This window comes from Marinomonas sp. KMM3893 (assembly GCF_004352855.1).
Taxonomy (GTDB): Bacteria; Pseudomonadota; Gammaproteobacteria; order Pseudomonadales; family Marinomonadaceae; genus Marinomonas; species Marinomonas arenicola.
This window is the reverse complement of sequence record NZ_SJSC01000004.1, coordinates 112,351-127,504: the sequence shown is the minus strand read 5'-3', so window position 1 is coordinate 127,504 and position 15,154 is coordinate 112,351. Positions and strand designations below refer to the sequence as shown.

At 47.0% G+C, this 15,154-nt stretch carries 11 protein-coding genes; all 11 read right to left on the bottom strand.

What is annotated here, in order from left to right:
* Positions 1-72 precede the first annotated feature (72 nt).
* Positions 73-1,203, bottom strand: coding sequence for an ABC transporter permease (locus E0D71_RS11470; protein ID WP_133003447.1), 1,131 nt, complete (start codon positions 1,201-1,203; stop codon positions 73-75).
* Positions 1,200-3,929 carry a ribosome-associated ATPase/putative transporter RbbA gene (gene rbbA / locus E0D71_RS11465; protein ID WP_133003446.1) on the bottom strand — a complete coding sequence of 910 codons (2,730 nt, stop codon included), beginning with the start codon at positions 3,927-3,929 and terminating at the stop codon, positions 1,200-1,202. Before rbbA ends, E0D71_RS11470 begins: the two co-directional genes overlap by 4 nt.
* Entirely contained in the window at positions 3,929-4,921 is a 993-nt protein-coding gene (locus E0D71_RS11460; RefSeq protein WP_133003445.1) for an HlyD family efflux transporter periplasmic adaptor subunit, read from the bottom strand. Before E0D71_RS11460 ends, rbbA begins: the two co-directional genes overlap by 1 nt.
* A 97-nt stretch (positions 4,922-5,018) precedes the next feature.
* The gene (gene arcC / locus E0D71_RS11455; RefSeq protein WP_133003444.1) at positions 5,019-5,948 is read right to left on the bottom strand and encodes a carbamate kinase; all 930 of its coding nucleotides are present in this window, start codon (positions 5,946-5,948) and stop codon (positions 5,019-5,021) included.
* A 10-nt stretch (positions 5,949-5,958) separates the two neighbouring features.
* Complete coding sequence (argF, locus tag E0D71_RS11450) at positions 5,959-6,960, bottom strand: ornithine carbamoyltransferase (protein WP_133003443.1); 1,002 nt, start codon at positions 6,958-6,960, stop codon at positions 5,959-5,961.
* A 173-nt stretch (positions 6,961-7,133) separates the two neighbouring features.
* Positions 7,134-8,375, bottom strand: a complete 1,242-nt coding sequence (locus E0D71_RS11445) for an arginine deiminase (RefSeq protein WP_133003442.1) — start codon at positions 8,373-8,375, stop codon at positions 7,134-7,136.
* Positions 8,376-8,468: 93 nt separating this feature from the next.
* Entirely contained in the window at positions 8,469-9,875 is a 1,407-nt protein-coding gene (locus tag E0D71_RS11440; RefSeq protein ID WP_133003441.1) for a YfcC family protein, read from the bottom strand.
* Between the two features lie 629 nt (positions 9,876-10,504).
* Positions 10,505-11,260, bottom strand: a complete 756-nt coding sequence (locus E0D71_RS11435) for a Crp/Fnr family transcriptional regulator (protein WP_133003440.1) — start codon at positions 11,258-11,260, stop codon at positions 10,505-10,507.
* 631 nt (positions 11,261-11,891) lie between these two features.
* Complete coding sequence (locus E0D71_RS11430; RefSeq protein ID WP_133003439.1) at positions 11,892-12,809, bottom strand: F0F1 ATP synthase subunit gamma; 918 nt, start codon at positions 12,807-12,809, stop codon at positions 11,892-11,894.
* Complete coding sequence (locus tag E0D71_RS11425; protein ID WP_133003438.1) at positions 12,806-14,368, bottom strand: alternate F1F0 ATPase, F1 subunit alpha; 1,563 nt, start codon at positions 14,366-14,368, stop codon at positions 12,806-12,808. The genes E0D71_RS11430 and E0D71_RS11425 overlap by 4 nt, the downstream gene beginning before the upstream one ends.
* Positions 14,352-15,152, bottom strand: a complete 801-nt coding sequence (locus tag E0D71_RS11420; protein ID WP_133003437.1) for a F0F1 ATP synthase subunit delta — start codon at positions 15,150-15,152, stop codon at positions 14,352-14,354. Before E0D71_RS11420 ends, E0D71_RS11425 begins: the two co-directional genes overlap by 17 nt.
* Between the last annotated feature and the right edge of the window lie 2 nt (positions 15,153-15,154).

The following is a 15,154-nucleotide window of genomic DNA, read 5'->3' as shown; positions in this document are numbered from 1 at the left end:
GCGGACTCAACATACCAAAACTAAAAAGCGTTTTTAATGCGTGCTCGTTGCACTCAGCACGGGGCACGCCTTTTACGCATTCGCAACCGACGCTCTGAACCGACCCACGGCCCCCACGAGGAAAACACTACCAATCAACAGCAGTATTAATAACTGACTCCAGATAATGCTGAAACCACCGCCACGATACAGAATCGTTTGTGACAAATTAACAAAATGCGTTGTCGGTGCAATTTGCATAATATTTTGTATGATTTGCGGCATACTTTCGTAAGGGGTGATCCCACCTGATAACATTTCCAAAGGCAGCACCGTTAAGATAAACAACAAGCCTAATTGCGGCATGGTGCGCGCAACGGTTCCTAAGAAAATGCCAATTGAAGTGGTCGCGAACAGATGCAGTGCCACACCTAAAACGAACAGCCCAACAGAGCCTCGAATCGGCACCTGCAATACATATTGCACCATGACAATAAGGGACAGTGTCGCGGCCGCCAGCACCATGAGACCATTCGCCAACACCTTAGAAAGGACAATTTCTAACGGTTTAACAGGCATTACCAGTAAATGCTCTAATGTGCCATGTTCTCGTTCCCTGATCACCGCAGCCCCGGCCAAAATAATCGACAACATGGTGACATTATTGATGATTTCCATAATGCTCCCAAACCAACTGCTCGTCAGATTCGGGTTATATTTATTACGAACAATCAAGGTGGCGGATAACGTAAAGGCCTCCAACTTACCGGTTACGAACTTCTTAATTTCCCCACTCACAATGTTTTGAATATACCCATCACCAATGCCAGCTTGAGACATTTGCGTTGCATCAATATTGATTTGAAGCGTGGGTTGTTTTGCCGCCATGACATCACTTTGAAAGCCCGCCGGTATGATAATGACAAAGGTGTAGAGCCCCGCATTTAACACCGGCTCAACAGCACTGTATTCAATGTAAGCGGGGGTATTAAAATAAGGTTGCGTAAAAGCATTGCCAATCGTTTTGGACAAGGGCGAATTGTCTTCATCAACAATGGCGATGGGAGCATTATTCAGCTCTTGAGACGACGCGGTTGACGCCACATAAATACCGCCACTGAACGCCCACACGATTAATATTAATAAGACTTTATCGTTCCATAAACTGCGCAGTTCTTTAATGCTTAACTGCACTATATTGGTGTCTAATATGCGAAATTTCATCGGCCTTGCTTCCTCAATAACAACACGCTAAGTAACGTAAAAAGAGGTGCAAACAGCAGCAAATACTGAAAAGATGACGCTAACTCCGCGAAGCCAAGGCCTTTTGTGATGATGCCGCGAATAATGATAATGAAATAGGTCGCAGGCCAACTCTCCCCCATCAAGCGTCCAATGCCTTCCAACGACGAAACCGGACTGGTTAAGCCGGAAAAACTCACCGTAACCAGTAACGTCACTATCGCCGTTCCAGCCAAAGCCGCTATTTGAGTCTGTGTAAAGGTCGACATTAACAAACCAATTCCCGTGGTGGCCACTATGTAAATCAATGCCGCGCTGTAGAGCGCGTAAAGATCCCCCTTGATGGGCACTTGGAAAATAAACACGGTCACAAAAAGCAGGATCATAAAGCTCACCATGCTAATCAGAATATAAGGAATCTGCTTGCCTAATAAAAACTCCAGTCTGGTGGCCGGACTTACATAGAGATTAACAATGGAGCCCATTTCTTTTTCACGAACGACCGACAACGCCGTCAATATGGCAGGAATAAACATCAATAACAGGGGAATAACACTCGGGGCCAACGCATAAATGCTCTTAAAATCTTGGTTAAAGCGATAGCGTGATGCCATGCTGGCGGGCAAAGTATTGGGCACATAGCCGAGGGACTTTAACGTCAAGTCTGTTAAGTACGCACTGTGCACGCCTTGCATATAGCTGCCAATCGTTTCTGCCCGAAATGGCATAGAACCATCCACCCACACAGTCACTTCTGGCGAGCGGCCGCGTTTTAGATCCACCCCGAAACTGGGTGGAATAATCAGGCTAAAACTCAGTTCGCCATCTTGCATACGCCGATCAAGCTCACTGCTCGAGCTTAACGCCGGGCGCTCGATAAAATAGCGTGAGCCTGAGAGAGTCTCAATATATTGGCGGCTTTGCGGCGTTTGATCTTGGTCTAATACGGCAAACGTTAGGTCATCAACATCCAAAGAAATACCGTAGCCCAGTACCAGCATCAGGAGCGCGGAGCCCAATAACGCAAACGCCAAACGAATGGGGTCGCGCAACACTTCCAAAGACTCTCGATAACCAAAGCCAAATAAACGCCGCAAACTGAACGCTCGATTAACGGTTATTGGGTATTCTTTTTCATTGATTTCCGGCTCGACAGGAGGCGCTTCTTTGTGTTCTTGTGCGTCTTCAAGATAGCCGATAAAGGCTTCTTCTAATGTGTTGGCATGGCGCGAGGCACTGATCGCCTCTGGGGTGTCCGTCACCAACACCTTGCCTGCGTGCATCAATGAAATACGATCGCAGCGCATGGCTTCGTTCATAAAGTGGGTTGAAATAAAGATGGTCACACCGTGATTACGTGACAAATCGATCAATAAAGCCCAAAAATCATCACGCGCGACTGGGTCCACACCTGACGTTGGTTCATCCAAAATCAGCAGTTCTGGATCGTGCACCACAGCGACCGCCAGTGACAGCCGCTGCCGAATCCCCAAAGGCAACGCCATGGCGTTCATATGTTGATAGGAGCGTAAGGTAAAGCGGTCTAATAAACGGTTAATCCGTTGTTCGGCTTCTTCTGCTGGCATATGAAACAGCTTGGCGTGCAAGGCTAAATTTTGCAGCACGGTGAGTTCACCATACAGCGAAAAACCTTGAGACATGTAGCCGACTCGATGACGAATCGCCATTGAGTTCGATTCAACTGGGCTGCCAAATAACAAGCCTTCTCCACGACTCACCGGCAATAGCCCTGTTAGCATCTTCATGGTGGTGCTTTTACCACAGCCGTTTGAGCCTAGAAAACCAAATATTTCGCCCTGAGTAATGTCTAAATTTATGTTGTCTACCGCGGTAAAATCACCAAATGTTTTCGTCAATCCACGCGCACTAATGGCAATGGCGGCCTTGTTACTATTCAAAGGGGGAATGACTAATTCGTGGTGCGCGCGGCTTACGTCATCCGGCAACAAATGAATAAAAGCCGCTTCTAAAGTATCGCTATTGGTACGCTGCTTGATCTGTGCAACCGTCCCTGTGTCCAACACCTTGCCCATGTTGATGGGGATAATCCAATCGAATAATTCCGCCTCATCCATATACGCGGTGGCCACAATGACACTCATGCCAGTCCGGCGTCGCCGAATACGTTCAATTAATTGCCAAAATTGGCGCCTCGATAACGGATCAACGCCTGTCGTTGGCTCGTCCAATATCAATAAATCTGGGGCGTGAATTAACGCGCAGCAAAGGCCAAGTTTCTGCTTCATACCGCCAGAAAGCTTGCCAGCCGGTCGATGACGAAACGCCGCTAATCCGGTAGCCAATAACAGCTCATCAATCTGCTTATGCCGTTGTGGGGTTGGAATGCCAAACAAGCGACCAAAAAAATCAATGTTTTCAAACACCGATAAAGTCGCGTACAGATTTTTACCCAACCCTTGCGGCATAAAAGCAATGCGCGGAGCAATATTGTCGCGGTATTTTGCGCTCGAAATATTTCCACCAAAGACTTGAATAGAGCCCTCTTGTATTTCCCTCGCGCCAGCAATTAAGGCCAACAAGGTGGATTTACCCACACCGTCTGGCCCAATCAACCCCACCATGCAGCCAGCAGGAATGTCCAAATCTATCTGACTTAGCGCATCAAGATCACCATACCGATGACAGACTCCAGAAAGACGAACAACGCTTGGCTTAGTGGTACTCATTATGGCAACTTAACGTCTAGATTTTCAGGCCAGTCTTGCTGCTGGTCGAGCAACACATAGGCACTGCCTGGTACACCGGTTTTCACTGCGTTTAAATGCGCTTTTAATAGCGCTGGGTCTATTGTAACTTTCACTCTAAACATCAGCTTGTCACGTTCTGATCGAGTCTCTACTGCTTTCGGGGTAAATTGCGTTCTAGCGGCGACAAATGACACCTTTGCTGGAATAACATACTGCGGAATAGCATCAAGGATAATGCGTGCGTCACTGCCAACCTGTATTTTGCCGGCTTGTTCCGTAGGCACAAAAATGGACATGGAAACATCCGTCAGATCCAGAACCGTAAAGACATTTCCTCCTGAACCAAGTACTTCGCCAGGCTGCGCCAATTTGTACAAAACACGCCCTTGGATTGGCGTAGTAAGATAAGATTCGTCTAACGTCACTTGCAGCCTAGCAATGGCGGCTTGCGTCGCTTCAATGCCGGACTCCGCTTGCGTGACTTGAATATTCACCGCTTTGAGCATGGCTTTTGCCGTGACGTATTTTGTATTTGCCTGATCCAGTTTTTCTTGTGAAATATGACCCGAGCTGGCCAATTTTGCCGCGCGTTCTTGCTCTCTTTGCGCGTAAATTAACTCACTTTTTCGCACCTCAACCATTGCTTGCACATAATCACGACTGCTCTGGGCCTCGCGCCAAGCCGCCTGTGCTTCGCGTAATTGCGCTTCGATTGCGTCTGTGTTCATGGTGGCCAGGCGTTGGCCTGCTGCGACCATATCCCCTTCATTGACTGATACCGCCTCTAAACGTCCTGCGTATTTGGTGGCAATATCATACTCAACCGCTTCAATACGCCCGTTCCCAGAAGCAACATAATCCGGCATGGCGGACTCTAGGTGACTTTGGTAGTAAAACCAGCCCCCTAGAGCGAGCAAGGCGCACACTAATACGCCGATCAATAGCTTGATTGAAAAGTGTTTACTCGCCATGTTAAATATCTCCATTACAGCAAACAGATCGCTGCGTGATTCATTAAGTGATTCGTTACATTATTTATTAAGCACTAGACAGCCAAACCCTAAGCAATCAATAGCACGTCATGGTTGGCGTCTGCTGACTAACGTGCGTACCTGCGGTGCCTGCGACTATCTCTTCTAATGCGTCTAATGCCCCAATGGCGGCACGTTTACCGGTTCTTTCTGCGAATTGGCAAGCCGCGTTAACCTTGGGCCCCATCGACCCAGCGGCAAATTCATACTGAGCAAGATCGGTGGGATTGACGGCTTTTATGCCTTTTTGTTTCGGGCTATTCCAATCCAGAAACACCGCGGGGGCGTCCGTGGCCATGATGTACAAATCCGCATCCAAGTCGCGCGCCAATAATTCGCTGGATAAATCTTTATCGATCACCGCTTCCACGCCCTGTAGACGATGGTCTTTATCAAACAGCGTTGGAATGCCACCGCCACCACTGGCAATCACTATGGTGTTTTTCTCCAATAACCAACGGATGGGACGAATTTCAAAAATCCGCTTTGGTAACGGCGATGGCACCACACGACGCCACTTGTCGCCATCCGGCCTCATCGTCCAAGCGTTATCTTGACCGACTTGTTTTGCTTCCGCTTCGTCATAAACCGGGCCAATGAATTTCGTAGGATTAGAAAACGCTGGATCTTGCGAATCCACTTCCACCATGGTCAACAAGGTCACTAATGGACGTTCAGTAGGGACTAAATTGCCCATCTCTTGCTCGATCATGTAGCCGATCATGCCCTCTGTTTCTGCCCCCAACACATCCAACGGGTAAAGTTCTTTGGGTTTATACGCATTGCCTTGTAACGCAAGCAAACCAACTTGCGGCCCATTACCGTGGGTAATAATAAGCTCATTTCCCACTGCAATTTTCGCCAATGCGCTGGCCGCAATTTTAATGTTTGCGCGCTGCGCTTGAGCGGTCAGTGGCTCGCCGCGTTTCAATAAGGCATTACCACCGAGTGCAACTACAATTCGCATAAACCCTTCCTCAGTTGCCTAATGTCGCCACTAGCATGGCTTTGATCGTGTGCAATCGGTTCTCTGCTTGTTCAAACTGAATACCAGCAACCGATTCAAATACCTCATCAGACACTTCCATTTCAGAAATACCGAACTTTTGGAACATCTCCTCCCCGATCACAGTCTCGCGATTATGAAAAGCCGGCAAACAATGCATAAACTTGGTGTTGCTGACACCGGTGGCTTTCATCAATTCACTGTCCACCCGATACGGTGTGAGTAGCTCAATTCTTTCTTTCCAAACCTCGTCAGGTTCACCCATAGACACCCAGACATCGGTATGAATAAAGTCACATCCCTTGACCGCTTCTTTTGGGTCTTCGGTGATCGTGAGTCTGGCGCCGTAGCGCTCCGCGAGCTCTTTCGCCGGTGTTAAATACTCGGCACTTGGCCAAAGTGATTTAGGGGCGGCAATGCGTACGTCCATGCCCATTAAGCAGCCCGCAATCATCAACGAATGCCCCATGTTAGAATGCGCATCTCCCACAAAGGCATAACTGATATCGCTCAATGGCTTACGGCTATTTTCTTGCATGGTTAATAAATCAGCCAACATCTGTGTTGGGTGAAACTCATCGGTTAAACCATTAAAAACAGGCACCCCCGCATAGCGAGCAAGCTCATCAACAACCTTCTGACCATAGCCGCGATATTCAATCGCATCGTACATCCGACCCAATACTCGGGCGGTGTCTTTCATCGATTCTTTTTTACCAATTTGAGAACCCGTTGGGCCTAAATACGTAACCTGTGCGCCTTGATCAAAAGCTGCAACTTCAAACGCGCAAAATGTTCGTGTTGAGGACTTTTCAAAAATAAGGCAGATGTTTTTACCTAGTAGTCCCTTCTGCTCCATGCCTGAATATTTGGCGCGTTTTAGGTCTCGAGCCAAATCCAATAAAAAACTGACTTCTCTCTGATTAAAATCCAATAATTTGAGAAAATTTTTATTACGTATGTTAAATGACATCTGTGAGTTCCTTTGCTAATGGTCTGCAACAGCAGATAACATCGGCCACTTATTAAAGAAGCATAAACCGATGTTTTATCAATAATTCGCTACTGGCTTAGTCAACAGACCCTCTAACACAATGGTCTGTTATAACCGACTATTAATAAGTTGTGCGTTAGTAGAACCGCTTATTAATAGTCAACAGGGTCGCGCCAAACAGGACAGGTCATACAATGGCCACCACCACGCCCTCTTCCCAATTCTGCGCTGCTAATCGTAATTACTTCCACTCCGGCTTTGCGCAATAAAGTATTGGTGTAAGTATTCCGGTCATAAGCCACCACCACGCCAGGTTCTAATGCCACCACGTTATTACCGTCATCCCACTGCTCGCGCTCTTTTTGATAATTATCACCACCGGTTTGTACTATGTTTAATGCTTTAATCCCTATGCACTCTGCTGCAACATCAAATAAGTGCTTCTCTTCTTTTCTAAAATCAATATTTTTGGCATTGTCGCCAGGGCGAAGGCTATAACATTGGATCTCGTCACACACATCGACAAATGCCGTTGCTACCTCACGGTCACAATGGCTAAATACTGTGTCTAAATGCATTGCCGAACGTGAACGAGGCATTTGGCAAGCCACCACGCGAGTGGCAGTGCCTTGTTCAAAGAGTTGTTGTGCAATTTGCCCAACCGCTTGAGGCGATGTCCGCTCTCCCATACCGATGAGCACACTGCCATTACCTAAAGGCATCACATCTCCACCTTCTGCGGTCGCCGGACCATGATCTTCATCTGGATTTCCCCACCAGATTTTAAAATCACCACGATTAAACGCTGGAGCAAAAGCCGGATGAAACTGGTAAATAGCGGTAATCAATAATGTTTCAGGACGGCGGGCAGGCCAATACATAGGATTTACAGTGACGCCGTTGTAAATCCAGCTACTGTTATCCCGCGTAAATTGGGTGTTCGGTAATGGTGGAATCACAAAGCCATCTTCACCCAGATAATTACCAAACATACCGTGCGGTTTGAATGGCAAGTCATGCACTGAAATACCACCGATTAAAAAAACAGCCAGCTGATCATCAGACATGCCATCAAGCCAACTGCGCAGTTCATTGAGCATGCCCACGCCCACTTGATTCTCATCAATACGACGGTCCAGAATCCATGCCCGAGCCTTTTTATTGCGGATGGTTTCTTTTAATAATTGACCAAATTCCAATACTTGTACGCCGCGACTTTCCATTTTCATGCAAAAATCCATATGGTCCGTGCGTGCTTGCTGAACCCATAACACATCGTCATACAATAATTCAGCCGCATTGGCAGGCGTCAGGCGAGAATGGGCAAGGCCTGGTCGACAAACAATGACTTTTCGTAATTTACCTATTTCAGAATGAACACCAAACTCGATCATTTTCTTGTCCTTTTAAACTGTCTAAAAAGGCCTACCCACGATCACCACAAAGAAATCCATGCAGGCCCATTAAAGAAGTGAACACGCAACGCCTTAAGCGCTTAACGCGACCACACTTAACGACCCCATAATGATGGCGCTGAGTATCAGCAACAGCGGCCAAATAAAACGCAACCATCGTTCGTAAGGCACTTTGCCAATGGCCAACGCCCCCATTACCACGGCAAATGTTGGATTAAACAGGTTCACCAAGCCATTCGCGGATTGAAAAGCCGTCACCACCAGCTCACGCCCCACCCCGGAAAAATCAGCAAGAGGCGCCATGATCGGCATGCTTAAGACCGCCAAACCAGACGAAGAAGGAACGAAAAATGACATGAGAAGTTCAATGCCATACATAGCATTGATAAAGACCACCGCCGGTAGTCCACTGAGTGTTTGTTCACCAAGGTGCAGAATCGTATCGGTCATGTGCCCTGCATCCATAACAACGACAATACCCCGTGCGATACCAATAATAATGGCCACCCCAAGCAGGTCACGAGCGCCATTGATAAACACCTCGGTAAAATGTTTTTCGCCCATTCTGGTGATCAAACCGATCAAAATAGAAGAAGCAATAAAGAGCGCGCCCATTTTGGCCATCCACCAACCCTGGCTAGAAACACCCCAAATCATCACGACAAATGTCAAAGCAAAGATAATCAGCACAATTTTTTGCGAAAGACTCAAAATGGAATCACTGTCGTTATGGGCGTCTTTGCGAAACTGCGCTTCAATTTCTGCACTGTGGTCCGCGACTATCGACAAAGAAGGGTCTTTTTTCACTTTGGCAGCGTATCGCATCACATAAACAACGCACGCTAGCCAGCCACTCACCAAGATAAAACAGCGCAAGCCTATCCCTTGTGTGAAGGGAATATCGGCGGCGTTCGCTGCAATGACGGTTGCAAAAGGATTAATGGTCGACCCTAAGCAGCCAATGCCTGCGCCTAAAAGAATCACCGCAACGGCAACCACAGCGTCATACCCAGCCGCGAGCATGACAGGAATTAACAAGGCGTAGAAGGCGAGCGACTCTTCCGCCATACCGTAGGTACTACCACCTAAAGCAAACAACGCCATAAGAATAGGAATCATCCATTTCTCATGGCCTTTTAACTTCACCATCGCACGACCGATGCCCGTATCAATGGCGCCAGTTTGCGCAACAACCCCTAAGAAACCACCTAGGATCAGCACGAATAAAGCCACATCAATGGCGGCGGCTTCATAACTATCAGGGTTGTAAAAACCAGCGATAGGCGCCAAAAACACATCAACCACCCCTTGAGGGTTGGCCTCAACAGAATGGTAAGTGCCTGGTACAGGCACTTCTTTTCCTAAGAGCGCACTTTGTACGCGTTCATAGTTACCAGCAGGTACAATCCAAGTGCCTGCTGCAACCAATACAATCAACATAAATAGAATTGTATAAGCGGTTGGGAATCGAAATGTCATTATTATTATCCTTTCCAATCAAATAATTCATTTTGATTTTCCATTCTAAAAACATCTATTCACTCTCACTGCATAAAACAAAGAGAGGAATATCATTCAAATTAAAAATCACCACACCAGATCAATCAGAATTCAAAACACGACATATTATGAGGCAAGATGACGCACAATTTCATTGCGTCAAATCATTAAAAGGCCAACTAAAAAACCATTTATAAAAATAAAAAAAACACCAAACAAAAAATATAAAACAGACAAACCGTCAAACAAACCCATTTAAAAACAAGACTATCAATCATGAGTCTAATAAAAGCCAACCTTTAAGGTTATTTTTTATTTACATTAAAACCAGTGTTGCTTATGTGCGATAGCGCACAGACAAACATTATTAATTAAAATACCGATTTGTGTATTGAGACGATTACTTTTTATTTAAACTTTTAAAAGACTTTAAATTTAAAAGAGTTTAATCATCAAATGGGTAGATTCACACAAGGTAGCGAAGGGTAATACCCTAAAAGTTTTAAAAAGGGAGGCTCTAAAAAAGACTTTCGTACACAAGCACGCAGGCTAAAAACACCTGAAAGACTTGAGAACAGCTAATATCAGAAGCCGCTTAGATGAAGAAATTAGCTGATTTTAAGATGGGTATGGTGATTGCGACATGGGAACGGCAGCAAGCGATCGGTTTCTTTTTTCACCACCGCATAACACTCACAACTCAATGCTTCGAGCGCTTGCCTATCCAATACGGTTATATGCCCACGATGATGCTCAATGACACCTAATTTTTGTAATTTACCCGCTGCCTCTGTAATGCCTTCGCGACGCACGCCCAGCATATTGGCAATTAATTCATGGGTGACCGCCAAATGGTTGTCTGGCAAACGGTCAATGGACAACAATAACCAGCGACACAATTGCTGATCAATCGAATGATGGCGATTGCACACTGCCGTCTGCGCTTTTTGGGACATCAGTGACTGCGTATAACGCAATACCAAATCAAGCAATTTGCCGTGACGCTGAAATTCGCTGATAAACACAGACCCTTTTAAACGGTAGGCATAGCCTGCACTTTGAACAATCGCTCGGCTCGACGAACTTTCTCCCCCCATAAACAAAGCGAAACCCACCAGCCCCTCTTTGCCCACCATCGCCGTCTCCGCCGAGGCGCCATTTTCCATTACGTGCAGCAATGACACTATGGCATCAATAGGAAAGTAAAGCGTCGCGACTTTATCGTCTATTCCGTACAACACCTGCTTAAGTGGCAACATAACCAATTCAAGGTAAGGAAACAGGCGACCTTGCTCCTCCGGCGTTAAAGACGCGAGCAGTTGATTTTTAAGCGGTGACAGGGCTGGGTTAATGGCTTCGAGCATAATATTGTCCACTCTTAAGAATTCGTTCTTCCATCATAGGGTGTATTTTGAACAATCGCTTAGAATAAGACTGCCTCATTTGTCTGTTTCTTGATCTAGGACACACTTTTACAATCGATCAGATATCATCCACCGTAGTTTTTGCTCTTGTGGGTTGGAATACTTGAAAAAGAGAGTGGCCAAATACCTCGAAATCTGAACATCTGAATGTGTCGCTTTCATTCCAACGCTTTGTATTCCCGACCTTTATTCCGCTCTGCTGAGCGTGTAACTTTTTTCAATTGATAAAAAAGTAACCAAAAAGTCTCTTTAAGACCTTTAGCGTATGATTTCCGTTGTACATGACAGCGGCAATACGTCGATTATTTAAGGAAGGTGTTTAGAGCGTGTTTAAATGTTGATATGTCATCAAGTCGCGCAACTTCGTTGCATCGAATGAACGAATCTATCGCTTCAAGAACCAAGATCCACCTAAGGAAATCTAAATGCCGCTTTCGGACTAAGGGGTCATTTCCCTTTAAAATCCTACTGGACTAGCCGTTACTCAATGGGGTGCGTTTAAAGAGATTTGACCCCGGCCACTTAAGCGAAGGAGGCACAATGAACTATTTCTTGTGGGTTGGTTAATCTGTTAGCTCAGGGCTTCAAAGCCAGAGATAACATCGAACAACTCTTCGTCAATGCCACTTTGACGTAGTCGATGATATGTTTGATTGAGGCTTTCCTGCAATTCATCAATGTTCTTTTCAGCCCGTTGCATCGCCGACAAACGGCTGGCATTTTCACTGGCCAGTGATTCCGCACACGCCCTAAACAAGCTAACAAATAAATATTCTCGCACAAACGCACGGCGTGTTTGATCTTGGTTTGGCATCACTTCGGGCAAGTTATTGCTCGGCCACTCTATGTCCATAAGCTGACGCTGCCAAACATCGTCTAGGGGCAACAATTGCTGATTCACAGGCCGATAGATGGCATTCGATTCTGGCCGATGATGAAAAATATACACCTGATTAATCACCCCCTGCTCTCTTTGGGCTTCCAATGAAATCAAGATTTTCCCAACCAAATCCGTAATTCCATGAATGGAATTAGGTAACGCGAAACACACTTCTGTTGCTAAATCCGTCTCTTGCAAACGGGATTGAACACGCTCTCCAACGGCCCAAAGGTGTTTTTTTCCTGGGATATTGCCCAAGGACGCCACCACAAATTCGACCATGGATTCATTAAATTGCCCCACCAAGCCTTGATCTGAACCAAATACGATCACCCCTACAGCAGGAACACGCGATGACGATGGGAGACCTTGTTGTGGCGCCATGTCTTGCGACCTAGGTGTTCCATGGGAAGCCGCGTATTGAGTCGTTGAGCCTAAACTCGCGGCCAAGCCTAATTTCACCGTGTAATAGTAATCGTCCAGTGAATGCACCGCGCTTTCGTATTGACCAATACTGGATGACGCAATCGCTTTCATACTGCGCACGACCGACTTTAGATCTTGAGCACTGCGGATTTTATGGCGCAGACTGGCAATACTGTCTCTCATGAGGGCTCACTTACATCAGTCGACGTGGGCGCTTCTGAGGTTGGCTCAGCCTTGGCTAAAAATCCCTTCATCGCCTGCTCTGCCAACTGCAACAAGCCCGCTTTGTCTTGGTGACTGAGTTTTTCTGTGCTGGCCAAACGTGCCAGCATGTCGTCGGACAGATTGGCCGCGGCTTGCCTTACCGCTTGCTCTGCCGCTGGCATTTTCGCTAAAGGGACAGGGTCGAACAAAGCGCCAGTCAAAGCGATCAACACAATGATTTGCTCAGCCATCGACACAGGCGCAAATTCAGACTGCATCAAACACGCCCGAATGCGTCGACCATGCTCAATCATGGCTAACGTCTGCTCGTCTAATCGAGCACCAAAACGAGCAAAAGTTTCCAATTCTTCAAACTGGGCATACGCTAATTTGAGGTCAACGGTAACGCTACGATACGCCGCCCGTTGCGCTTTACCGCCCACACGAGACACAGATTTACCCACGTCTACCGCGGGCAATACGCCCAACTCAAATAACTCAGGAGAAAGGTAGATTTGGCCATCGGTAATCGAAATCAGATTAGTCGGAATATAGGCAGACATGTCCTGCGCTTCTGTTTCAATAATCGGCAAGGCCGTCAATGAGCCGCCACCAAGTTCATCGCTTAAATGGGTAGCACGCTCTAATAACCGAGAGTGAATGTAAAAAATGTCCCCGGGGAACGCTTCTCGACCAGGAGGACGACGCAGTAACAGTGAGAGTTCACGGTACGCTCGCGCATGATGCGTCAGATCATCATACACAATCAGCACATCACGACCTTGCTCCATAAAATATTCAGCGATGCTGGTGGCAGCATAAGGCGCCAAATACGCAAGCCCTGGTGGATCGTTGCCTTCTGTCACGACCACCACTGTGTATTCCAAGGCGCCTTCTTCACGCAGCTTGGCGATGACTTTCGCAACCCCAGAGGCTCGTTGACCAATGGCGCAATACACACACAAAACATCTTTGCCGCGCTGATTCAAAATAGTATCGAGGGCAATGGCGGTTTTTCCGGTCTGGCGATCGCCCAAAATCAATTCTCGCTGACCTCGGCCCACGGGGATCAAGGCATCAACGACCTTAATGCCTGTTTGCAAGGGCACACTCACCGCGGCACGATCCATGATCGCAGGTGACGCTCGCTCAACCGGTAAACGCTGAGTGGCGGCTAAAACGCCATTACCGTCTAACGGCTTGCCTAGCGGGGTAATGATGCGCCCGATCAAGCTGTTTCCCACAGGAACATCAACCACATGACCACAGCGTTCGACCTCGTCCCCCGCTTGCAAATGCCAATAATCCCCCAGCAACACGACGCCTATATCGTCTTCATCCACATTGAATGCAATGCCATAAACATCGCCTGGAAATTTCAGCAACTCTTCAAACCCAACACTGGGCAAGCCAGACACCTTGGCAACCCCAGTTGCCACACTGGTAATAATGCCAATTTCTCTGGGGTTCAACTCAGCGTTCGTGGTGTTTCGAGCGATCTCTAAGCTTGAGAAGAGTTCATCAAAGGTGTTTGTCATGGCTACCCTGCTCTGTGTTTTGCTCATCTCGGGATTGCATCACTTGATTCACGCGCTGGGTCAGTGTTGTCAAATAATCCGCAATGCTCCAGGCCACTTTCTGTCCGTTGGCATTCATTTCAATGCCACTAATCAGCTCAGGCGCGGTCTCAAACTGAATCTTTACGCTAGGGTTAATAAGCGCTGTGATCGCCTCGCTAATAAGCCCTCTTTGTTGCTCTGAGAGATCAAAGGCGCTGCGTACTATCACCGGTGATTCAATGTCTTTGAATCCGGCCTGAAAATGGGCCTTCTCTGGCCCTGTTAGCTCTCTTAAGCGACGAATAAACACCGCCACCATACTGGTTTCAAGGGGCGCATCGGCAAGGTCTTTGAGGGTTTTTCGCGCTATTTCGAAAATTTCTTGCTGTGCCCGATCACGCAAGGTCACTTGCAAACTACGCTGTTCGTCTTGTAAGGCTTGCAGTAATTTGGTGCGCAGTGCATTTGCTTCCTCGCGAACCGCCGCCAACAAGCGCGCTTTCTCCGCACTGCTTTCTGCGCTTACCTTGTTCATTTTTTCCATACGCTGCTGATCAAACACTTGGTTCTTATGGCGATACAATTCACCTTGCTGCTCAGCTTGTGTTCTTTTCGCATCGGCGTCAGCAAACTCATCGGCAATGCGTTTTTCTCGAGCGTCTATGGTGCTCAAAATAGGCTGATATAAGAAGCGCTTCAGTAACCATACTAAAAGCAGAAAATTAACCAGCTGTGCGATCACAGTAAACCAATCAATTAACATAA